Annotated in this window: 20 protein-coding genes; 11 read left to right on the top strand and 9 right to left on the bottom strand. The window is 58.0% G+C overall.

What is annotated here, in order from left to right:
* Positions 1-108 precede the first annotated feature (108 nt).
* Positions 109-963 (top strand): posphoenolpyruvate synthetase regulatory kinase/phosphorylase PpsR, encoded by an 855-nt coding sequence (ppsR, locus tag AKL27_RS09335; protein WP_050462533.1) that lies wholly within the window; start codon positions 109-111, stop codon positions 961-963.
* A 60-nt stretch (positions 964-1023) separates the two neighbouring features.
* On the opposite strand, the gene AKL27_RS09330 is transcribed toward ppsR, so the two are convergent.
* The 4 genes from AKL27_RS09330 to AKL27_RS09315 form a co-directional block, all read right to left on the bottom strand.
* Complete coding sequence (locus AKL27_RS09330; RefSeq protein WP_050462532.1) at positions 1024-2007, bottom strand: 2-hydroxyacid dehydrogenase; 984 nt, start codon at positions 2005-2007, stop codon at positions 1024-1026.
* A gap of 39 nt (positions 2008-2046) precedes the next feature.
* Complete coding sequence (locus AKL27_RS09325) at positions 2047-3471, bottom strand: sodium:proton antiporter (protein WP_198155926.1); 1425 nt, start codon at positions 3469-3471, stop codon at positions 2047-2049.
* Between the two features lie 119 nt (positions 3472-3590).
* Positions 3591-4769, bottom strand: coding sequence for a nicotinate phosphoribosyltransferase (gene pncB / locus AKL27_RS09320; RefSeq protein WP_050462531.1), 1179 nt, complete (start codon positions 4767-4769; stop codon positions 3591-3593).
* A gap of 106 nt (positions 4770-4875) precedes the next feature.
* Complete coding sequence (locus AKL27_RS09315) at positions 4876-6093, bottom strand: ABC transporter substrate-binding protein (RefSeq protein ID WP_332308338.1); 1218 nt, start codon at positions 6091-6093, stop codon at positions 4876-4878.
* A 311-nt stretch (positions 6094-6404) separates the two neighbouring features.
* Here AKL27_RS09315 and fdxA point away from each other — a divergent pair, with 311 nt between their 5' ends.
* The 5 genes from fdxA to nth all read left to right on the top strand — a co-directional run bounded on the left by fdxA (position 6405) and on the right by nth (position 11041).
* Positions 6405-6728: a ferredoxin FdxA gene (gene fdxA, locus AKL27_RS09310; RefSeq protein ID WP_050462530.1), complete on the top strand. Its 324-nt coding sequence runs from the start codon at positions 6405-6407 to the stop codon at positions 6726-6728.
* Between the two features lie 189 nt (positions 6729-6917).
* Positions 6918-7994, top strand: coding sequence for an NAD(P)/FAD-dependent oxidoreductase (locus tag AKL27_RS09305; protein ID WP_050462529.1), 1077 nt, complete (start codon positions 6918-6920; stop codon positions 7992-7994).
* A gap of 334 nt (positions 7995-8328) precedes the next feature.
* Positions 8329-9564: a polyhydroxyalkanoate depolymerase gene (locus AKL27_RS09300; RefSeq protein WP_050462528.1), complete on the top strand. Its 1236-nt coding sequence runs from the start codon at positions 8329-8331 to the stop codon at positions 9562-9564.
* Between the two features lie 146 nt (positions 9565-9710).
* Positions 9711-10394, top strand: a complete 684-nt coding sequence (gene rsxB / locus AKL27_RS09295; protein WP_083438963.1) for an electron transport complex subunit RsxB — start codon at positions 9711-9713, stop codon at positions 10392-10394.
* Positions 10391-11041 (top strand): endonuclease III, encoded by a 651-nt coding sequence (gene nth, locus AKL27_RS09290; RefSeq protein WP_050462526.1) that lies wholly within the window; start codon positions 10391-10393, stop codon positions 11039-11041. The genes rsxB and nth overlap by 4 nt, the downstream gene beginning before the upstream one ends.
* Before the next feature lie 32 nt (positions 11042-11073).
* Here the strand turns inward: nth and AKL27_RS09285 are convergent, their stop codons facing one another.
* Together AKL27_RS09285 and AKL27_RS09280 are read right to left on the bottom strand one after the other, a co-directional pair.
* Positions 11074-12201: a branched-chain amino acid ABC transporter substrate-binding protein gene (locus AKL27_RS09285; RefSeq protein WP_198155930.1), complete on the bottom strand. Its 1128-nt coding sequence runs from the start codon at positions 12199-12201 to the stop codon at positions 11074-11076.
* A gap of 196 nt (positions 12202-12397) precedes the next feature.
* Positions 12398-13300, bottom strand: a complete 903-nt coding sequence (locus tag AKL27_RS09280) for a LysR family transcriptional regulator (protein ID WP_050462606.1) — start codon at positions 13298-13300, stop codon at positions 12398-12400.
* Between the two features lie 150 nt (positions 13301-13450).
* Between AKL27_RS09280 and AKL27_RS09275 the strand changes: the two genes are divergently transcribed.
* The 4 genes from AKL27_RS09275 to AKL27_RS09260 all read left to right on the top strand — a co-directional run bounded on the left by AKL27_RS09275 (position 13451) and on the right by AKL27_RS09260 (position 16990).
* A complete protein-coding gene (locus tag AKL27_RS09275; protein ID WP_050462605.1) occupies positions 13451-14650 on the top strand; it encodes a serine hydrolase domain-containing protein in 1200 nt (399 codons plus the stop codon).
* Positions 14647-15858 (top strand): MFS transporter, encoded by a 1212-nt coding sequence (locus tag AKL27_RS09270; protein WP_050462525.1) that lies wholly within the window; start codon positions 14647-14649, stop codon positions 15856-15858. Before AKL27_RS09275 ends, AKL27_RS09270 begins: the two co-directional genes overlap by 4 nt.
* A 63-nt stretch (positions 15859-15921) precedes the next feature.
* On the top strand, positions 15922-16461 hold the full coding sequence (locus AKL27_RS09265; RefSeq protein WP_050462524.1) for an NADPH-dependent FMN reductase: 540 nt from the start codon (positions 15922-15924) through the stop codon (positions 16459-16461).
* A gap of 109 nt (positions 16462-16570) precedes the next feature.
* The gene (locus AKL27_RS09260; RefSeq protein ID WP_050462523.1) at positions 16571-16990 is read left to right on the top strand and encodes a DUF1841 family protein; all 420 of its coding nucleotides are present in this window, start codon (positions 16571-16573) and stop codon (positions 16988-16990) included.
* Between the two features lie 85 nt (positions 16991-17075).
* Here AKL27_RS09260 and AKL27_RS09255 read toward each other — a convergent pair whose 3' ends face one another.
* The 3 genes from AKL27_RS09255 to AKL27_RS09245 form a co-directional block, all read right to left on the bottom strand.
* A complete protein-coding gene (locus tag AKL27_RS09255; RefSeq protein ID WP_050462522.1) occupies positions 17076-17429 on the bottom strand; it encodes a c-type cytochrome in 354 nt (117 codons plus the stop codon).
* Between the two features lie 12 nt (positions 17430-17441).
* On the bottom strand, positions 17442-17762 hold the full coding sequence (locus tag AKL27_RS09250) for a c-type cytochrome (RefSeq protein WP_050462521.1): 321 nt from the start codon (positions 17760-17762) through the stop codon (positions 17442-17444).
* 211 nt (positions 17763-17973) lie between these two features.
* On the bottom strand, positions 17974-20085 hold the full coding sequence (locus tag AKL27_RS09245; protein ID WP_050462520.1) for a site-specific recombinase: 2112 nt from the start codon (positions 20083-20085) through the stop codon (positions 17974-17976).
* A 269-nt stretch (positions 20086-20354) separates the two neighbouring features.
* Between AKL27_RS09245 and AKL27_RS09240 the strand changes: the two genes are divergently transcribed.
* The gene (locus tag AKL27_RS09240; RefSeq protein WP_050462519.1) at positions 20355-21209 is read left to right on the top strand and encodes an AAA family ATPase; all 855 of its coding nucleotides are present in this window, start codon (positions 20355-20357) and stop codon (positions 21207-21209) included.
* Positions 21210-21214 lie beyond the last annotated feature (5 nt).

Below are 21214 nucleotides of genomic sequence, written 5' to 3'. Positions count from 1 at the left end.
AGACTCATTTTGAGCTAGCTTCTTACTTTGATGCATGGCATTTTACAGGCTAGCCGGCGATTTTTTCACCCCGGCCTTCTTTTTTTATCGTTTATTTTGAACAACACCATGCCAGATCAAGCTTCCCCTGCCAGCCCGACCCAACCCGGACCGATCAACCGCACCGTCTTCTTTGTCTCCGACGGTACCGGCATCACCGCAGAAACACTGGGCCATTCGGTACTCAGCCAGTTCGAGTTGCGATTCAAGCAAGTCCGGCTGCCATTCGTCGATACGCTGGACAAGGCGCACGACGCCACCCGCCGCATCAATGAAGTGGGCGCCCTCGAAGGCAAGCTGCCGATCGTGTTCTCGACGCTGGTCAAGCCTGATCTGTCCGCCGTGCTGCGCCACGCCAAGGCGATGCATATGGATTTGTTCCAGACCTTTGTCGAGCCGCTGGAACAGGAACTGGGTGTCAAATCGACCCATACCATCGGCCGCAGCCACAACACCGCCGACTCGGAAGAGTACAAAAATCGCATTGAAGCGATCAATTTTTCGCTAGCGCATGATGATGGTCAATCCAACAAGAATCTGGCGGCAGCCGATGTCATCCTGGTGGGCGTGTCACGTTCGGGCAAAACCCCGACCAGCCTCTATCTGGCCATGCAATATGGCATCAAGGCCGCCAATTACCCGTTGATTCCGGAAGATTTCGAGCGCGACAAGCTGCCCTCGGGACTGGTCGAGTTCAAGAAAAAGATCTTTGGTCTGACGATTGCGCCGCAACGGCTGTCGGAAGTACGCAACGAACGGCGGCCGGGCAGCAAATATGCCGCGCTGGAAAATTGCCGCTATGAAATTAATGAAGCAGAGAAGATGATGCGCCGCGAAGGCATCCGCTGGATGTCATCCACGGCCAAATCGATTGAAGAAATCGCTGCCACCATCCTGCAGGAAATCAAACCGGAAATACGCTGAACCGGCAACAACTGACAGGGATGAACATGCATGTCATCCCTGCCCTTCATCCTCGCAAGTTCAGGCGGCGGCCTTGACGTCCGGATTCAGCAAGTTCGGCGGCGTATTGCCGGACAAGGCTGCAATCAGATTATCGGCAGCGCAATTGGCCATCGCCAGTCGCGTTGGCGTTGAAGCGCTGGCGATATGCGGCGTCAACACCACATTCGACAGGCCGAGGAAATCCGGATTGAAAGCCGGTTCATTTTCAAACACGTCCAGCCCGGCTGCAGCGATGCCGCCAGCGCGCAATGTCGCAATCAAGGCGGCGTCATCGACGATGCCGCCGCGCGCCAGATTGATCAGCGTCGCCTGTGGCTTCATCAATGCCAGTTCTGCGGCACCGATGGTGTGATGCGACGCCGCCGAATACGGCAGCACCAGAATCACGTGATCGGCAGTACGCAACAATTCTTCCTTGCCGACATGCCTGGCATTGTTGGCACGCACTTCCAGCTCCGGCGACAGGCGCGAACGGTTGTAGTACAACACGTTCATGTCGAAACCCATCGAGCGCCGCGCAATCGCCTGCCCGATCCGTCCCATGCCGATGATACCCAGCGTCGAACCATGGACATCCGGGCCGACGAAGCTGTCATAGCTCCATTTTTTCCAGTGACCGGCACGCAGCCAGTGTTCCGATTCGGTGACCCGGCGTGCGGTCGCCATCAACAAGGCCCAGCCAAAATCGGCCGTGGTTTCATTCAGGACATCCGGCGTATTGGTGGCCATCACGCCAGCCTTGGTGGCCGCTGCCAGATCGATATTGTTGTAGCCGACCGCCATGTTGCAGACCGCCTTCAGTTGCGGATTGGCGGCAAACAAGGCCGCCGTCACCGGCTCGCTCGGGGTGGCGAACAAGCCATCCTTGCCCTTGGCTTTCACCAGCAGTTCATCGGCAGTGAAGATGCGGTCATCCTGATTGGATTCGACATCGAAGTGCTGCGACAGACGTTCCAGCACTTCGGGAAAAACGGCGCGGGCCACAAATATCTTGGGTTTCATGCAAGTCTCTGGTTATAAGAATGTATGGAGTTCAGGCCGTCACTTCAGAAAGAAAATGAAAGTCATGATCGCGAACAATGGTATCAGTATCCCGAACGACCATGCCATGTAGCCAAAAAACGATGGCATCTTGATGCCGCGCTCTTCGGCAATCGCCTTGACCATCATGTTGGGCGCATTACCGATATAGGAGTTGGCGCCCATGAACACCGCACCGGCAGAAATGGCCGCCAGCGTGGTCGCCATCGTCGTCATCAACGTCTGCGCATCACCCGAAGCGGTATTGAAAAACACCAGATAGGTCGGTGCATTGTCCAGGAATGAGGACAGCAAACCGGTGACCCAGAAATACATGGCATCGTTGGGCTGACCATCCGGCCCGGTAACAGCGCGCACCACGGCGCCGAAAGCACCAGACTCACCGGCGCGCAACATGGCGATGACCGGGATGATGGTGACGAAAATGCCGGCAAACAACTTGGCGACTTCCTGAATCGGTCCCCACGAAAAATCATTGCCGGTGCGCGCCGATTTCGGCGTCACCCACAAGGAAACCAGCGTTACCCCGATCAGCGCCACATCGCGCAACAGATTCTGCAATTCGACCGGCGTCCCCATGACGGAGAAGCTGATGCCCGACTTCCACAAACCGCTCATCAATACCAGGCCGATCACTATCAGCAGCAAGACAAAATTGAGTTTGCCTTCGAAGCGGATGCCGGAGTCCGGGGTCGGGTCCAGCGCCGGCGCAAACTCTTCTTCCTTGTTGTGATAGTAGTGACGATCAATCAGATAAAAGATCGCCAACAGCGAAATACAGACGAACAGCGTTTCCGGAAAGATGTGCTGCATGGTCCAGAAAAAATCGACGCCTTTCAGGAAACCGAGGAACAATGGCGGATCACCAAGCGGCGTCAGCGAACCGCCGGCATTGGCCACCAGGAAAATGAAAAACACCACGATATGCACTGCATGCTTGCGGTTGTCATTGGCGCGGATCAGCGGCCGGATCAGTAACATCGAGGCGCCGGTGGTGCCCATGAAACTGGCCAGCAGTGTGCCCAATGCCAACAAGCCGGTATTGAGCGCCGGAGTGCCGTGCAGGTTGCCGCGCACGCAAATGCCACCGGCCACCACGAACAGCGCCATCAATAAAGCAATGAAGGGAATGTACTCGGCCAGCATGGCATGCACCGCCCCGGCCACCGCCGAATGGGAGCCGAAAACCATGGCAAACGGCAGCAGAAACGCCACCGACCATGCCAGTGCAATCTTGCCGAAGTGGTGATGCCAGAAATGGGAAAACAGCAACGGACCCACGGCAATCGACAACAGCAAACCGATGAACGGGATCCCCCACAGCGCCGACAGGGTACTGCCGTCAAGATCGGCAGCGCTGGCTGCCAGAGGGAACAACAGGCAAGCCAGCAGCGCGCTGGCAGAAACGAAGAATTTGGTAGGCAATTTCAGTCCTGACGATATCAAAGAAACAAGCAGCAATGGTGTCGCACAATACAACAGCGTGATGCCTCAATGCAACCCTTCCCGGTCATGATCGTGCCTGGCCGCCCTCCCCGGCAACCTCAAGGGGTTTTGATATCGAACACCTGGCGCAGGTAATTGACATAGGCCGCATCGTCACACATATTCTTCGATGGCGTATCCGACAGTTTGGCCACCGGCTGACCGTTGCAACGGACCATTTTCATGACCACCTGCAATGGCGTATAGCCGAGATCATTGGTCAGATTGGTGCCGACGCCAAAGGCCACGCGCGCGCGATCCTTGAAGCGCAGGTACAAGGCCACCACCTTGTCGAAATCAAGTCCGTCCGAAAAGATCAGCACCTTGCTGGCCGGATCGACGCGCATCTCGCGATAGTGCTGAATCAGTCGCTCGCCCCAGTCGAACGGGTCGCCGGAATCGTGGCGGGCGCCGTCAAACAGCTTGCAGAAATACATGTCGAAATCGCGCAGGAACGCGTCCATGCCATAGACATCGGACAACGCAATGCCGAGGTCGCCGCGATATTCGCGCGCCCACATTTCAAACCCGTAGATTTGCGAGTCGCGCAGACGCGGGCCCAGTGCCTGACAGGCTTGCAGGTATTCATGCGCCATCGTGCCCAGCGGCGTCAGATCATGCTGCATCGCGAACAGCACATTGGAGGTGCCGGCAAAGTGTCCGCCCATGGTCTGCTTCATGGTTTGCATCACTTCCGCATGCCAGCTGCGCGAGAAGCGCCGGCGCGTGCCGTATTCCGCGATATTGCAACCGGCCAGCACCGGATTGCCGGTAATCATGGCGATCTTGTCGCGCAGGCGCACCCGGCCTTGTTCGTAATCGGGCGTGCGTTGCGTGGCGCGGAAATACACTTCGTTGACAATCGCCAGCACCGGCACTTCGAACAGAATCGTATGCAGCCACGGGCCCTTGACCTGAATTTCGATCTCGCCGTTGGCCGCAGCCGAAGGCGTGACACTGATGTATTTTTCGCTCAGGTGAAACAGGCCGAGGAAATCGACAAAATCGCTCTTGATGAAACGGAAGCTGCGCAAGTAGGCCAGCTCTTGCTCTTGAAAACGCAACCGGCACAAGGCCGCTATTTCGGCCTTGATTTCATCGATGTAAGGGGTCAGATCGACATCCGCATTGCGGCATTTGAAACGATACTCGACCTGCGCGCCGGGAAAATGATGCAGTACTACTTGCATCATCGTGAATTTGTACAGATCCGTGTCAAGCAACGAAGAAATAATCATGTTTCGGGTCGCAGGGTAAATACCAAAGTGACGAAATGAAAAAAGCGCAACAGCCACCGGGCCGCCATCTTAACCCGGATTGCCATCGGCCTGCGCCTGCCCAACGCTAGCGCATGGCTGCTGCCGGACGGCGTCCGCGCACATAGGTATCGGCCGGCATATAGCCGGTGCCATCCAGATATCGCCAACTGCCGAGTACGGTATGGCCATCCTTCTGCGTCAGCGTACCGATGAAGGCGCCCATGCTGGATTGCTGATCCAGCGCGCGGAACATGACCGGTCCCAGCGGCGTCGGCAGACTCAGGCCACGCATCGCCAGCACCAGTTTCTCACTGTTGTCGGTACCGGCTTTCCTGATGCCTGCAGTAATCGCCAGCATGGCGCTGTAGCCGAATACGCTGGCCAGATGCGGCTGCTCGCCGAAACGTTTGACATAGGCCTCGACAAAACGCTGATGCTCAGGCGTGGCGAGCTGCTCCGACGGATAGCCGATCACGGTCCAGCCATTGAGTGCGCTGCTGATCGCTTCATCGCGCGACTCACTGGAGGACATCGAGAACACCCGTGCCGAACTGAACAAGTCTTCGCGCCGGCCTTCGGCCGCAAACGCTTCCATGTCGGCACCGAACGTGACATTCAAAATGGCATCGGGATTGGCTTGCTTGATGGCCTTGACCGCCACCGCAGCATTCATCTTGCCGAGCGCCGGCCATTGCTCGGCGACAAAGCTGACATCGGGACGACGTTCTTTGAGCAGCAACTTGAAATTGGCAACCGCGCTCTGACCGTACTCGTAATTCGGGGCAATGATGGCCCAGCGCCGCAACGGCAACCTGGCCGCCTGCTCGGCCAGCATCGCCGCCTGCATGTAGGTCGATGGCCGCAAGCGGAAGGTATAGCGGTTGCCCTTGTCGAGCGTGATGGCATCGGTCAGCGCATCGCCCACCACGAATACGGTCTTGGTGGCAGCGGCGGTTCTGGCGACTGCCAATGCCACGTTGGAAAGCATGGAACCGGTCAGCACTTCAACCTTGTCGGCATTGATCAGCGACCGCGCATTTCGGACGGCGTCGTCGGCGCTGCCATCGTCGTCGCGCGACACCAGCACGATCTGACGTCCCAGCACGCCGCCTTCGGCATTGATCTCGGCCGCCGCCAGCGTGGCGCCGTTGCGATAGGCCAATGCGCCGGAGGAGCGCGCGCCATGACTGTTGATCAGGCCGATCCGGATCTCCTTTGCTGCCAGCGCCGGCACGCTCGCCAACAACATCGCCGAGGCCGTCAGGAATGTCGCCAGCCAATGCCAGCCCGCCCTGTGCTTCACTTGTACCTCATTCACGCCTTGCCTCTGCCTTGAGCCCATGGATATTTCATATTTACTTATACGTAATGTGTATAAGCCTCATTTGTGAGAAAAGTTGAATTGCCTTAAAATACAAGGCTTTCCAGCCGTTTGTACAGGAATTGTTGCGCAAGCCTCGTATTTGCCCGGCAAATAACGAAGCCGGACGCGGGTCAGGGTGCCACCAAAACCGATAACGGGCAAAATTTACAGCAGATTTGCCCGCGTCATATTGCCATTGATTCAAGCTGAATTCATCGCTGCATTTAAGAAAATTTACAGATAGGACTGTTATGACCCACGTTGTGACCGAATCCTGCATCCGCTGCCGTTATACGGACTGCGTTGATGTATGCCCGGTTGATTGCTTCCGCGAAGGCCCGAATTTTCTCGCCATTGATCCGGACGAATGCATCGACTGCGCCGTGTGCGTGGCCGAATGCCCGGTCAATGCGATTTATGCGGAAGAGGACGTGCCTGCAGATCAGCAGGAATTCATCAAGCTCAATGAACAACTGGCACGCAACTGGCCATCCATTACCAAGACCAAGGCGCCGCTGGCCGAAGCAGAAGAATGGAAAGATGTCGTGAAAAAGCTGGAGTTTCTGCAGCGCTGATTGACCTTGCGCCGCTGGCGCAATGCCGGACGCTGCCTGCATCGGTGCAGAGCAGCCGCCGGGCCTCCGATTCACTTCTAGCCAACCAGCCAGGATAGCCCCGCAGCCATCGCTACGCGCAAACATCCGGGCCGACAGCCAATTGAGTGTGGAAATACCTCTCAACTGAAACAGGAATTTGACAATTTTATGAATACCACCGTCAAGAGTGCCGATGCCGGCACGACCACAATCGAAACCGATGCCGTCATCGTCGGCGCCGGTCCGGTCGGACTTTTTCAAGTATTCGAACTCGGCCTGCTGGAAATCAAGGCGCACGTGATCGACTCGCTGGCGACCGTCGGCGGCCAGTGCGTCGAACTCTACCCGGACAAGCCAATCTATGACATCCCTGCGGTTCCGGTCTGCACTGGCCAGGAACTGACCGACAATCTGCTCAAGCAGATCGAGCCGTTCGATCCGACCTTCCATCTGGGTCAGGAAGTCACCGTGGTGCAAAAGCGCGAAGACGGACGCTTCGACCTGGAAACATCGGCCGGCACCAAATTCATTACCAAGACCATCTTCATCGCTGCCGGCGTCGGTTCGTTCCAGCCGCGCACGCTGAAGGTCGACGGCATCGAACAGTTTGAAGGCTCGCAACTGTTTTACCGCGTCAAGAATCCGGATCAGTTTGCCGGCAAGAATATCGTCATCTGCGGCGGTGGCGACTCGGCGCTCGACTGGGCGCTGAATTTCGTCGGCAAGGCGGAATCGGTGGTGCTGCTGCATCGTCGCGACGAATTCCGTGCGGCACCGGCATCGGTGGCCAAGATGAAGGAACTGTGCGAACAGTACGAAATGCAATTCCTGGTTGGTCAGGCCACCGGCTTTGAAACCAAGGACGACAAACTGTCCGAAATCAAGGTTACCGGCGCCGACGGCGTTACCCGCCGCATGCCGCTGGATATGCTGCTGGTGTTCTTCGGCCTGTCGCCAAAACTGGGGCCGATTGCAGAATGGGGCCTGGACATTGAGCGCAAGCAACTGAAAGTGGTTGATACCGAAAAGTTCGAAACCAACGTTCCCGGCATTTTCGCGGTGGGCGATATCAACACTTACCCCGGCAAGAAAAAGCTGATTCTGTCCGGCTTCCACGAAGCCGCACTGGCGGCGTTTGGCGCCGCGCCTTACATCTTCCCGGAAAAGAAGATTCATATGCAGTACACGACGACATCGCCGAAGTTGCACAAGATTCTCGGTGTGGAAACACCGGTTTTCGATTAAATGCAACACTGCACCGCAATCAGCCCCTGCTTCGACAGGGGCTTTTTGTTGCCCGTGCCAAAATAAAAATGCAAATAAAAATTTCCATACTGCAACCAACTTCGGCCTTATGACGATAAACAACGCTTAAATTTCCCAAGGGAAAAGCCCGGGCTTAAAAATCCAACGGCAGAAAATTTACTGTTATATTGCTGTTCTAGCATTGCCTTGTAAATGGTAAGACCAAACAAAGCGTGCTAAAATATTGCGTTGCAACATAATCAAGATTGATGTCTGCGCTATTTCAGCTTTTTGCCTTCAACTTGTCAGCCAGCATCATGCGTAAAGGTCAGCTATGCTTTATCAAATCCATGAATTGAATCGTGCCTTTTTGAATCCGATGATGCAGTGGGCAGAAACTTCCGCCAAATTGTTTTCCGACCCGGTTTCTCCTTTTGCTCACACCCCTTTCGCGCAACGCATCGCCGCCGGTTACGAACTGCTTTACCGGCTCGGCAAAGACTACGAAAAACCCGAATTCCAGATTGATTCGACTGTCGTCAATGGCAAGACCATCGGCATCGTCGAAGAGATCACCGAAACCAAACCGTTCTGCCGCCTGATCCACTTCAAGAAAGATCTGGACCAGAAGCAGATTGCCGCACTCAAGCAACCAACCGTGTTGCTGGTGGCGCCGCTGTCGGGTCACCATTCAACACTGCTGCGCGATACCGTGCGCCAGTTGCTGACGCAACATGACGTCTACATCACCGACTGGACCGACGCCCGCATGGTGCCGGTCAGCGATGGCCCGTTCCATCTGCATGATTATGTCTATTACGTGCAAGACTTCATTCGCCTGCTCGGCCCTGATGTCCACGTGATTTCGGTCTGTCAGCCAACCGTGCCGGTGCTGGCGGCGATTGCCCTGATGGCCAGCGCCAACGATCCGAAACTGCCGAAAAGCATGACCATGATGGGTGGCCCCATCGATGCCCGCAAGTCACCGACTTCGGTCAACGATCTGGCTACCGAAAAGCCGTTCTCGTGGTTCGAAAACACCGTCATCTACAGTGTCCCGCCCAACTATCCCGGCTTCGGCCGCAAGGTGTATCCGGGCTTCCTGCAGCATGCCGGTTTTGTCGCCATGAACCCGCGTCGTCATGCGCAAAGTCATTGGGATTTCTACATGCACTTGCGTGACGGCGACGACGAGTCGGCCGAAGAACATCGCAAGTTCTATGACGAATACAATGCCGTGCTGGACATGCCATCCGAGTTCTATCTGGAAACCATCAAGATCGTGTTCCAGGATTTCAATCTGCCGCTCGGCACCTGGGAAATCGGCGGCAAGCTGGTACGTCCGCAAGATATCAAGACGGTGGCGCTGTTCACCATCGAAGGCGAACTCGACGATATTTCCGGCTCCGGCCAGACCGAAGCGGCGCAAGAGTTGTGCGCGTCGATTCCGAAAACCAAAAAGCAGCACTTCACGGCACCGAAGTGCGGCCATTACGGGATTTTCGCAGGCCGTCGCTGGCGTGAAGTGATCTGTCCCAAGATCACCGAATTCATCAAAGCCAATTCCTGATCACTGCCTGATATCCGTTCAAAGCCTTTGTCACCGTGTGTGACAAAGGCTTTTTACTTTCCGCGACAGGACTTGTCCGCAGTTTTTTAATTTGGTCCTGCGCCGTTTTCCCCGGATAATGTCGTTTTTCGTTGAGCCAGCCAACCGTGCCTTCTTCCGTAGCCATCCCGCTCGTCGACCAGATTGAAAACCTGCTGCCGCAAACGCAATGCACCAAGTGCGGCTACCCTGCCTGCCGCCCCTATGCCGAAGCGATTGCCGATGGCAGCGCCAGCTACAATCAATGCCCGCCCGGCGGCGCCGAGGGTATTGCGCGTCTGGCGCAGTTGCTGGGTCGCCCGGTAATTGCCCTCAATCCGGTCAACGGCGTGGAACGGCCGCGTACCCGCGCCGTCATCGACGAAGATGTCTGCATCGGTTGCACCTTGTGCATACAGGCCTGTCCGGTAGACGCCATCGTCGGTGCCGCCAAGCAATTGCATACCGTACTGAGCGATGCCTGCACCGGCTGCGACCTGTGTGTGGCGCCCTGCCCGGTCGATTGCATCGCCATGATCGACGTCACGCCGGGACGCACAGGCTGGCAGGCATGGTCGCAAGAGCAAGCCGATGCCGCACGCCGGCAACATGATTTCCGCAGTTGGCGTCTGCGTCGCGAGAAGCAGGAAAACGATGCCCGGCTGGCAGCCAAGGCCGCCGCCAAACTCAAAGAAGTGAGTGCCGAATCCGCACTGACACCCGAGCAGAAAGCCGAACAGGAACGCAAGAAAGCGATTATTCAGGCGGCAATCGAACGCGCTCGCCTCAAACAGGCCGCAAACAAACCATGAACAGCGAAAAACGCCGCGAAATTTTCACCCGGCTGCGGCAAGCCAATCCACATCCCAAGACCGAACTGGAATACAAGACACCGTTCGAGTTGCTGATCGCGGTACTGCTGTCGGCGCAAGCCACCGATGTCTCGGTCAACAAAGCCACGCGCCGCTTGTACCCGGTCGCCAATACGCCGGCCGGCATGCTGGCGCTCGGCGTCGATGGCCTGATTCCGTATATCCAGACCATCGGCCTGTTCCGCACCAAAGCCAAGAATGTGATTGCCACTTGCCAGTTGCTGCTGGAGCAGCATGGCGGTGAAGTGCCGCAAACCCGCGAAGCACTGGAAGCGCTGCCGGGCGTCGGTCGCAAAACCGCCAATGTGGTGCTCAATACCGCCTTCGGTCAACCAACCATTGCGGTCGATACGCATATCTTTCGCGTTTCCAATCGCACTGGCATCGCACCGGGCAAAGACGTGGATGAAGTCGAACGCAAACTGATGAAGTTCGTGGCGCCGGAATTCCAGCTCGATGCACATCACTGGCTGATCCTGCACGGCCGCTACACCTGCATTGCGCGCAAACCGCAATGCTGGAATTGCATCATCGCCGACTTATGTGAATTCAAGAAAAAAACACCGCTGCCGGAAAAGGGCGTGTGACGCCGCGCAAGGCATGAACCCGTACGGGCACTTCAGCGATTGTTGGTGATGGTCTTGCGTACCACCCAGCTTTGGTTTTGCACTTCGTAAATCGTAAATACCGGTTGCTTGAGATCGCCTTCGGCATTGAATGACACCGGTCCGGTCAAGCCATTGAATCGGATCTCGCGCAACACGCTGCCGATTTTTCGCTGATCAAGCGAATCAGCCTGCCGGATTGCGGCGATCAATACTTGTGCCGCGTCATACGCAAACGGCGCATACAGATCGATGCTGGAATCGAATTTTTGCATGTAATTTTTTTCGAACGACTTCCAGCCCGGCATCCGCTCCAGCGGTAAACCCGGCTCCAGCACCACGGTATGATTGCCATCGGCGCCGGCCGCTTTCAGAAACGGCAGACCGACAGTACCGCTGGCAGCAATGAAGCGTGCCCCGAGCTGCATCCGCACCACACCACGCGCCAGCGCCGCCGCCTGCACATCCAGTCCGCCGAAAAAAACGGCATCCGGTTTCAGCACCTTGAGCTCCGCCAGAATGCGATTGAAATCCGACGTTTTATCGCTGACGGCATAACTGCCGAGCACCGCTGCACCATGCTCCTTGACGGTCTTGCCGAACTGTTCGGCAATGCCTTGTCCAAATGGCGTACCGTCATTGATCAGGGCAACGCGGGTGGCACCCAGTGTTTTGACGGCGTAATCAGCGGTGAATTTGCCGGCACCGTCATTGTTGCCGATGGTGCGGAACGAGGTGCGCCGCCCTTCGGCGGTGTAGCGCCGGCTCATGGTCGCGGGCGAGATCTGAATAACGCCTGCGCTCTCATAAACCGGTGCCGCCGCCAGGCTGGCGGCGCTGTTCCAGTGACCGATCACGGCCGTAACACCAATCTTGACCAGATACCGCGCCACCAGCTCAGCGGTACGCGGGTCAGCGCGATCATCCTGACTGATGACTTTGAATACCACCGGCTTGCCGCCAATGTGGGTGCCGCGCTTGTTGCTTTCGTCGACTGCCAGATGGACCGCATGCAACATGCTTTTGCCGACGGCAGCCGAAGCGCCGCTCAGCGGTCCTGCATAACCGATCAGAATTTCAGTAGCGTCGGTGGCCAGGACGGCGCGAACCGGCAGAATGGCACACAAAAAAACCAGTGCCATTCGTAACAGACTGGTGATCAACAATCGGATTCTCCTCCCGGCATCATCGTGCCGATCGGCACATATTACCGCATGGAAATCAGTTTGGTGAGTATCCGCTCCCCTGCAAGCTGCCGGGCCAGAACCGGCGCGATGAAAATCTTCCCGCAAGTCTCGCCGTTCATTGCGATAGCATGCGTGAAGACAGCCCGGCCATTTATTTGCCGGCAACCTCGCTGGCGGCAAAACGTTGTACCAGGAAATCAATGAAGACCCGCAGCTTCGGTGTCATGTGCCGGCTTGCCGGCCACAGCACCCGGAACGCTACCGTACGTTCGACATACTCATCCAGTATTGTCACCAGACGCCCGTCGCGCACGGCATCGCGAATCGCGAAATCCGGCAGGCAGGTAATGCCGCGGCCGCGCAGCGCAAAGCACAGGCGGGTTTCGATGTTGTTGCAAATCATCGAAGTCGGCAGTCTGACTTCCGGCTCATCCGGATCACGCCGCAACGGCCAGACTTCCAGCTTGCCGGTATTCGGATAACGATAATGCAGGCACGTATGCTGCGCCAGATCCGCCGGCTTTGTCGGCATGCCATGTCGCGCAAAATAATCCGGCGCACCGGCCAGCGCAATCCGGAATGTCCCCAGCAAGCGCGCCGACAAGCGCGAGTCGGACAACTCTCCGGTACGGACAACAGCGTCGAAGCCCTCTTCCACGACATCAACCTTGCGATCAGCAAAATCGAGGTCCAGTTCAACCGCCGGATATTGCTGCATGAAATCGGCCAGTATCGGCAGCACCAGCGAGCTGACCAACGGTAAACTGACACGCAACCGGCCATGCGGGATACCGGCGGTCAGCGTCAGCTCGCGCTCGGCGGCATCGATTTCCGCCAGCACCCGGCGGCTGCGTTGCAAAAACAGGGCGCCTTCCGATGTCAGCGTAATGCTGCGGGTACTGCGATGAAACAATCTGACGCCCAGCCGTTCTTCGAGTCGCGCCACGCGCTTGCCCACCGCCGACGCCGATACTCCCAGCAACCGTCCGGCCGCGACAAAGCTGCGGGTTTCCGCTACTTGTATGAATACCGCCATGCCACTCAGGCTTTCCATTTGCCTCCCCGATTGATTGCCGCGATCACCGATCACCACTGCGGACATTAATGTCCACTCACACGGGAACTATAGCCTAGTTTATCTTTAATGGATGGCCTCCTATCATTTGCCAACCCTTTACCAGAAAGCATCCGCATGCATACGCAAATGAAAACGGCCAGCAATACCGCTGCCAATCCGGCCCCAGATTCCGCCATCGACTCCGTCATTGACTCTGCCTTCAGCGAGCGCCGCCTGGTCGGCGCTGTGGTGATGGTGGCCCGCCATGGGCAACCGGTTTATCAGCGCGCGGCCGGTTTTGCTGACCGGGAAACCGGACAAGCCATGCAACATGACACGCTGTTTCGTCTGGCTTCGGTAAGCAAACCCATCATTTCCACTGCTGCCATGGTGCTGGTCGGGCAAGGCAAGTTGGCACTCGACGACGACATCGCGCGCTGGCTGCCGGAATTCCAGCCGCTTCTGGCCGATGGCGCCGCCGCCAGCATCAGCGTGCGTCAGTTGCTGTCGCATACGGCCGGTCTGGGCTACCGTTTCTTTGAAGCCGATGAGCATGGCCCATATGCATTGGCCGGCGTCTCTGACGGCATGGACCACAGCGGCCTGACGCTGACTGAAAACCTGCGCCGCATCGCCAGCGTGCCGTTACGCTATGCACCCGGCAGCGCGTGGGGCTATTCGCTGGCCACCGATGTCCTCGGCGCGCTCATCGAACGCGTGTGCCAACTGCCGCTGGCGCAAGCCACGGCGCTGCTGGTAACCTCCCCGCTCGGCATGCACGACACCGGCTTTCATGTCACCGAACGTGCCCGGCTGGCCACCCCCTATGTGAATGACACGCCACAGCCACGCCGCATGCAGGAAACAGAAGTGGTGCCGGCATTCGAAGACACCGTCGGCATCCGCTATCACCCGGCCCGCGCCTTCGATCCGCAAGCCTTCCCGTCGGGCGGTGCCGGCATGATTGGCAGCGCCGGTGATTTCATGCGGTTGCTGGAAATATTGCGCAGCGGCGGTGGCACCTTGTTGCAGGCAGCACTGACCGATGCCATGGGCAGCGTCCAGCGCGGTGCCGACATCCTGCCCGACACGCCCGGAGTCGGTTTCGGACTCGGCTTTTCGGTATTGCATGACCCGCACGCCGCCGCTTCGCCCGAATCCCCCGGCACCTGGCGCTGGGGTGGCGCTTACGGACATTCGTGGTTTGTGGATCGGGCGCGTGGCTTGAGTGTGGTGGCCTTCACCAATACCTTGTATGAGGGCATGTCCGGCCGTTTCGTGAACGACTTGCGCGACGCCGTCTACCAGCAACTGACAACGGCACAACTCACGGAGCAGGCAGCATGAAACAGATCTGCACTCCCGCATCATTCTCGTCGCCGGCAGCGCTTGCCGCGCCGCGCTTGCCATTGGCCGGCTTGCTGGCGCTGGCCACGGCCGGCTTCATCACCATTCTGATGGAAGCCTTGCCGGCCGGTTTGCTGGCCCAGATCAGCAGCGACATGGCCATCTCCGAAGCACTGGCCGGGCAAATGGTCACCATCTATGCTCTCGGTTCATTGCTGGCCGCCATTCCGCTGGCGGCCGCCACCCGCAGCTGGCGCCGCCGGCCACTGTTGCAAACGGCGCTGTGCGGCTTTGTGATCGTCAATACCATCACCGCATTTTCCGACAATTATGTGCTGACGCTGGCAGCCCGTTTCATCGCCGGTGTCTGTGCCGGTTTGCTATGGGCCTTGCTGGCCGGCTTCGCCAGTCGCATGGTGGCCGACGCGCTGCGCGGCCGTGCGATTGCGGTGACCATGGTCGGTATCCCGCTGGCGCTGTCGCTTGGCATTCCGTTCGGCACTTTGTTGGGAAGCTGGATCGGATGGCGCTACACCTTTGGCAGTGTGAGCATTCTGACGCTGATGCTGATCGCATGGGTACAGTGGCGGCTGCCCGATTTTGCCGGCCAGGCAGCCACCCGCCAGATTCCCGTGATCAGGGTACTCGGCATTCCCGGCGTCGCCGCAGTGCTGGGCGTCACCTTCGGTTTCGTGCTCGCGCACAATATGCTCTACACCTACATCGCACCATTTCTGAATCTGGCTGCGATGCCGGGACGCATCGACCTGATCCTGTTCATCTTCGGCGCCATGGCCTTTGTCGGCATCTGGATCACCGGCGCCGGCATTGATCGCTGGCTGCGCCGGCTGGTGTTGTTGAGCACCGCGCTGTTCATGCTGGCCGCACTGGCACTGGCAATTGGCGGCACCGTGCCGGCCGTGATTTATATTGCCACCGCTGTCTGGGGGCTGGCATTCGGCGGCGCCGCGACCTTGTTTCAGACCGCAATTGCCAATGCTGCAGGTGACGCTGCCGATGTCGGACAATCGATGATCGTCACTGTATGGAATCTGGCCATCGCCGGTGGCGGTGCGGTGGGTGGCGCCGTGCTCGATATCGGCGGTGCCCGCATGCTGCCCTGGGCGCTGCTGATTCTGCTGCTGCCGGCATGGCTGATCGCGTGGCGCGCTTCAGGCCACGGCTTTCCCGTGACGCGGTCACGGTAACGGCAAACCTGAATTGCAAGTGCATGCGATACTGCCGGCTCCTCTATTTTTCGGCGCTATTGCATGCTGCACCTGCTCGCCCTTTCCGGCAGTCTCCGCGCTGTCTCCTCCAATACCTCGCTGCTGCAGGCCACGGCGCTGCTGGCGCCGGCGCAGGTCAGTATCTCGCTGTATCAAGGTCTGGACCAATTGCCGCACTTCAATCCCGATATTGAACATCCGCTGCCCGCCAGCGTCCTCGATTTGCAATCGCGGATTGCGCAAGCCGATGGTCTGCTGATTTCTTGTCCGGAATATGCGCGCGGCATTCCCGGTGCATTCAAAAATGCGCTGGACTGGCTGGTCGGCAGTCTGGACTTCCCCGGCAAGCCGGTCGCCCTGTTCAATGCGTCACCGCGGGCATCGGATGCACAGGCAGCACTGCGACTGGTGCTCAGCACCATGTCGGCCGATATTGTCGACGCCGCATCGATTTCAGCACAATTGCTGGCACGCGGGCTGGATGCCCGTACCATTGCGGCAGACCCGGCACTGGCGCCGTTGATCCACGCCGCGCTGGCGGCATTTGCGCAACACATTCGCAACCGTCGCGTCGTGCCCTGATCCGGCCCGCGCCGGCGCGGGTGTTCAAAGTTCTGTAAAATGAGCGCATTCATCCGCAAGCTATTCTGCGCCAGCCACGGCACCCGCCAAGGACCACCGACTTACCGCTATGTTCAATCCCTCGCAGCACGATGTCCGCCGTTTTTTTTGCGAAGCCTTTCGCAAACATCGCGAACATGAAATCCTGACCCCGCTTGAAGCCATCGCCCGTGACTGGATCATGCAACATCCGGAATACGACAATGACCTGACCGACGTCGAGCAGGCACTGGCCGCCGACTATTCGGTCGAGCAAGGCCAGACCAATCCGTTCTTGCATCTGTCGATGCACCTGTCGATCAGCGAGCAGATTTCCATCGATCAGCCGCCCGGCATCCGCTCTGCCTATCAGGCCCTGGCGCAACGACGCGGCGAGCACGAGGCGCATCACGAAATCATGGAATGTCTTGGTGAAATGATCTGGAATTCCCAGCGCAGCGGCTTGCCGCCCGATGGCGCGGCGTATATCGAAAATATCCGCCGCCGTTAAAGCCGGCGTTTGCTTTGCCGTTTGCAGCAGACATGAAAAAAGCCACGGCATGCCGTGGCTTTTTGCTGTGCGAACTGTCTGCTGCTTACTTGCGCAACACCAGTGTGCCCGGCAGGCTGTGCAGATAGGCCGCGATATTCTGGATATCCTGATCGGTCAGCGCCTTGGCCTGGGCACCCATGATGGCGTTGGTACGGCCATTCATGGCGTCACCGCCGCGACGATAGGCGATCAGTGCATGCTGCAGATAATCGACGTGCTGGCCGGCCAGCTTCGGATAGGATGGATCGATCGGCGAATTGTAGTCTTTGCCGTGGCAAGATGCGCAATTGTATTTTTCAGCCAGGGCCTTGCCGGCATCAACGTTGCCACCGGCAACCGCGCTCAGCGAAATGGTCGAAGCGACGGCGACAACCGCGCAGGTCAGGATTTTTTTCATCTCGTACTTCCCTTATTTTTGCTGTGCGTAGTAAGTGGCCAGATCAGCGATATCCTGATCGGACAGGCTGGCGGCAATGCCACGCATGGTCAGATGCTTGCGGTCGCCCTTTTGATAGGCCTTCAGCGCATTTTCGAGATATTTTTCGGACTGGCCACCCAGCATAGGCACCTGGTACACCTCAGGGAATGTTGTCTTGTAGCCTGGAATGCCATGGCAACCGATACACATCGACACCTTGTTTTCAGCCGCCTTGGCATTACCGACGATATCCGCCGCGGATGCGGCGCTGGCAATACCCGCAAGCGCGAGAAGTACGAATAGTTTTTTCATAGTAGCAGGGTAGTTATTATCTATCTTAGGCGAAACTCGAAACTGTTGATGCTGTCATTTAAAGCTGGTCCTGCAGGTTTGGCTGTCTATCTTCGGCTCAACCACTTCGGCTTAAGCAACCCAGTCTCCCACCCCGCGGCGCCAAAAAACGGTTGATTCTACCCCAAGTAGTGTCGATCGTCCATGCGTCAGGCCAGCCGAAATAACAACATCAATGTACGTCTTCGCCGTCGGATTGTACCGGGATCGTCTTGCTGGCCCCTGCCCCCGGCTTGGCCGGGAACAAAAACGAATACGGTGAACTGCTGAAGCGCCGCAACACGGCGCGAAACACCACGCGCCGGATACGCGCCGGCACGTCCCGGGCGCGCAGCGCCAGACCCAGCGCGCAGGAAAATGCCACGCCCACGTTCAGGATGCCGATCACCGCCACGCCCACCACCGCCAGCCAGAAGCCCGGCTGCGCCAACACATCCCAGCCCAGACTGGCGGCGGCGGCCGTCAGCGTACCGGTGGCCAGCGTCACGTGCCGCACATCCAGCGGCAAACCGAAAAACTGCGCCAGCACCGGTGTCATTCCCAGCAGAATCCCCAGCGAGACATTCCCGGCGATCACCGCCACATGACGTTCCAGCCATGCCGCCCAGCGCTCGGCCCGGACCGCGCCAAGGGCATGCACGATGCGCCGCTGATGCGCCAGCGTTTCGCGCAGACGGCGCAGAGCAAACCAGTTGTCGGCAACACCGGCCACCAGGCTGGACAACCACAGCAAAATACCGGTCAATGCTGCATACAGCGGGGTCGGCCCGATTACTTGCAAATCAAGCAATATTTTGGTGGCGTGCGCGTGGTCCATGATCAAGCGATCCGAGAAGGTCCAGACCGCGGCCGCCACCAGCAGCATGGTCGGTATCACGGCGATCAGATTGCCAAACACCGCCGCCGCTTGTGACCGTAACAGCATGGCCACTTCCGCCAGCAACTCGCGCAAGCCGTCGACCGTATTGAGTTCGCCCATTTTGGATGCCAGCGTGGGCGCCGTCACCGCCGGTTGCTTGGTGGCCAGCACACCGCCCACTGCGGCGATCAGCAAAAAGCTCAGGCTGTAATTGATGGCGGCAAACAAGCCCTCAAAGAAATGTGGCAAACCCAGTTGCGACAAACCGGTTTTGGCCAGCACGGTAAACGCCGTCACCACCCCGCCCAGCGCTGCCGCCTTGAGCATGGCGCGATAACCGGCATTGTCGCGGGCAATATAGTGTTCGCCATGATCGGCATTGCGCTCGACCATCTTGCGCGCCAGCAAAGCGAAACTGCGCCGCACCAGTCCGCGTACCGAAGAACGGTTGTGATGGGCCGAAATCAGGTCCGCCAGCAGCAACTGCACCCGCCCCGCGCCCGGTCCGCCGCGCAGGGCCGAGCGCAAATCGATCAGGCGCGCCATGCGATTGAGCTGGGCCCGCATCCGTTCCAGCCGGTAGACCAGACTGACCGAGACCCCATATTCATCGAGATGGTTATAGATACGGTCGGTCTGTGCCTGACATACCGCAATCAGCATGCGCACGCTGCGTACCGCACCTTCATCCATCGGACTGCCGAGCAGGTAATGCTCCATCTCGCGCCGCAATGCCATGAACGGCGTCGCCTGCAATGGCATCTTGGGTTCCAGCCGCTGGCGGAAGGCCGGGCTGATGCCGTCGGCAATCACCACCGTGGTCAGATACGTCATGGCTTCATCGATCTGCTGCCAGTAGGTATGCGAAATGCCATCATCGGCCATCAGCTTCCACAAGCGCGCCAGCATTTCCTGATCCAGCTCCAGCAACCATTCGGCATCATCGGGATCGGGGAACATGGCAGTGAACAACGCCGACATATCGGTGGGTGACAGATGCCGCGGCAACACCATTTTCGATACGCGCTCGGACAACTCGCTGAAGAATGCCGCTTCATGCGGCAAACCGGTGGCTGAAAACAATTCCGGGCCGCTGGCTTCACGCAAGGTCTTTTGCAAACTGTTTTGCACCAGCCGGCGTACGTCGCGGTGATTGTCGAGCCAGTCCAGCAGCATCGCCACCCGCTTGTGCTTCACGTTGCGCCAGGCTTGCTGATCCAGCAGCGACACTTTGGACTGATGGCGGATCCATTCGGTGATATCAATCATCCAATTGGCGCGTTCATGCCACGCGGCATCAGGATTGGCACGTCGCATCAAGGCTTCGAGCTGCGGCGTATCGTCGGCGTGATGCGCATAACGGACACGCAAACCACGCCGGAAACGACGCCAGATGACGAGCGTTTTGAGCAAAAGAAATTTCATTGGTGACTCTTATTCAAACTCATTTCAGCGACAGATATCGGATACCGACATCTGCCGCCGGGAAACTGGGGTAATAAACAGACGCTTCCGGGACGTCGAGACTGTCGACACTGATCGACACACGTGACTGCGGATATGGGGATGAAATTCACAATTTCAACGGCCTGTGCACCGGCCAAACCACGGGAAAAAAATGTAACAATTATTTTCCGCTGGTTTCCCCTTATACTGGCCGATATCCATCACTTCTATCCTGATACCAATCCGCCATGCGACAAGAAACACGATTTGAAGGTTCCGCCAGTTATGTTACGACCGACGATCTCAAACTTGCGGTCAATGCTGCCCTGACGTTGCAGCGCCCGTTGCTCATCAAGGGTGAACCGGGCACCGGCAAAACCATGCTGGCCGAAGAAGTGGCGGCGGCTTTGCAGCGGCCACTGTTGCAATGGCATGTCAAATCCACAACCAAGGCGCAACAGGGATTGTACGAATACGACGCCGTATCGCGTTTGCGTGATTCGCAACTGGGCGATGAACGGGTCAAGGATATCCACAACTACATCGTCAAGGGTGTCTTGTGGCAGGCATTTACTGCCGACGAGCCGCAAGTCCTGCTGATCGATGAAATCGACAAGGCCGATATCGAGTTCCCCAACGACTTGCTGCGCGAACTCGACCGCATGGAATTTTATGTCTATGAAACGCGCGAAATGGTGCGCGCGATACATCGGCCGCTGGTCATCATTACCTCCAATAATGAAAAGGAATTGCCGGACGCCTTCCTGCGCCGCTGCTTCTTTCATTACATCAGGTTCCCCGACAAAGACACCATGGAACAGATTGTCGAAGTGCACTTCCCGCACCTGAAACGGGATTTGCTGGCGCAGGCGCTGCAAACTTTTTATGAAGTGCGCGATGTGCCCGGCCTCAAGAAGAAGCCATCGACCTCGGAACTGATTGACTGGATCAAGCTGTTGCTGGCCGAAGACATTTCCCAGCATGCCCTGCTCGGCGCCACCGGCAAGACCGGCGTGCCGCCGCTGCATGGCGCGCTGCTGAAAAATGAACAGGATGTGCATCTGTTCGAACGTCTGGCGCAGATGTCCAGATCCCATCGCTGAGTCAA

The sequence above is a fragment of the Herbaspirillum autotrophicum genome, assembly GCF_001189915.1.
Taxonomy (GTDB): domain Bacteria; phylum Pseudomonadota; class Gammaproteobacteria; order Burkholderiales; family Burkholderiaceae_D; genus Herbaspirillum; species Herbaspirillum autotrophicum.
The sequence above is the reverse complement of the archived record's forward strand: the minus strand, read 5'-3'. Positions and strand labels throughout refer to the sequence as shown.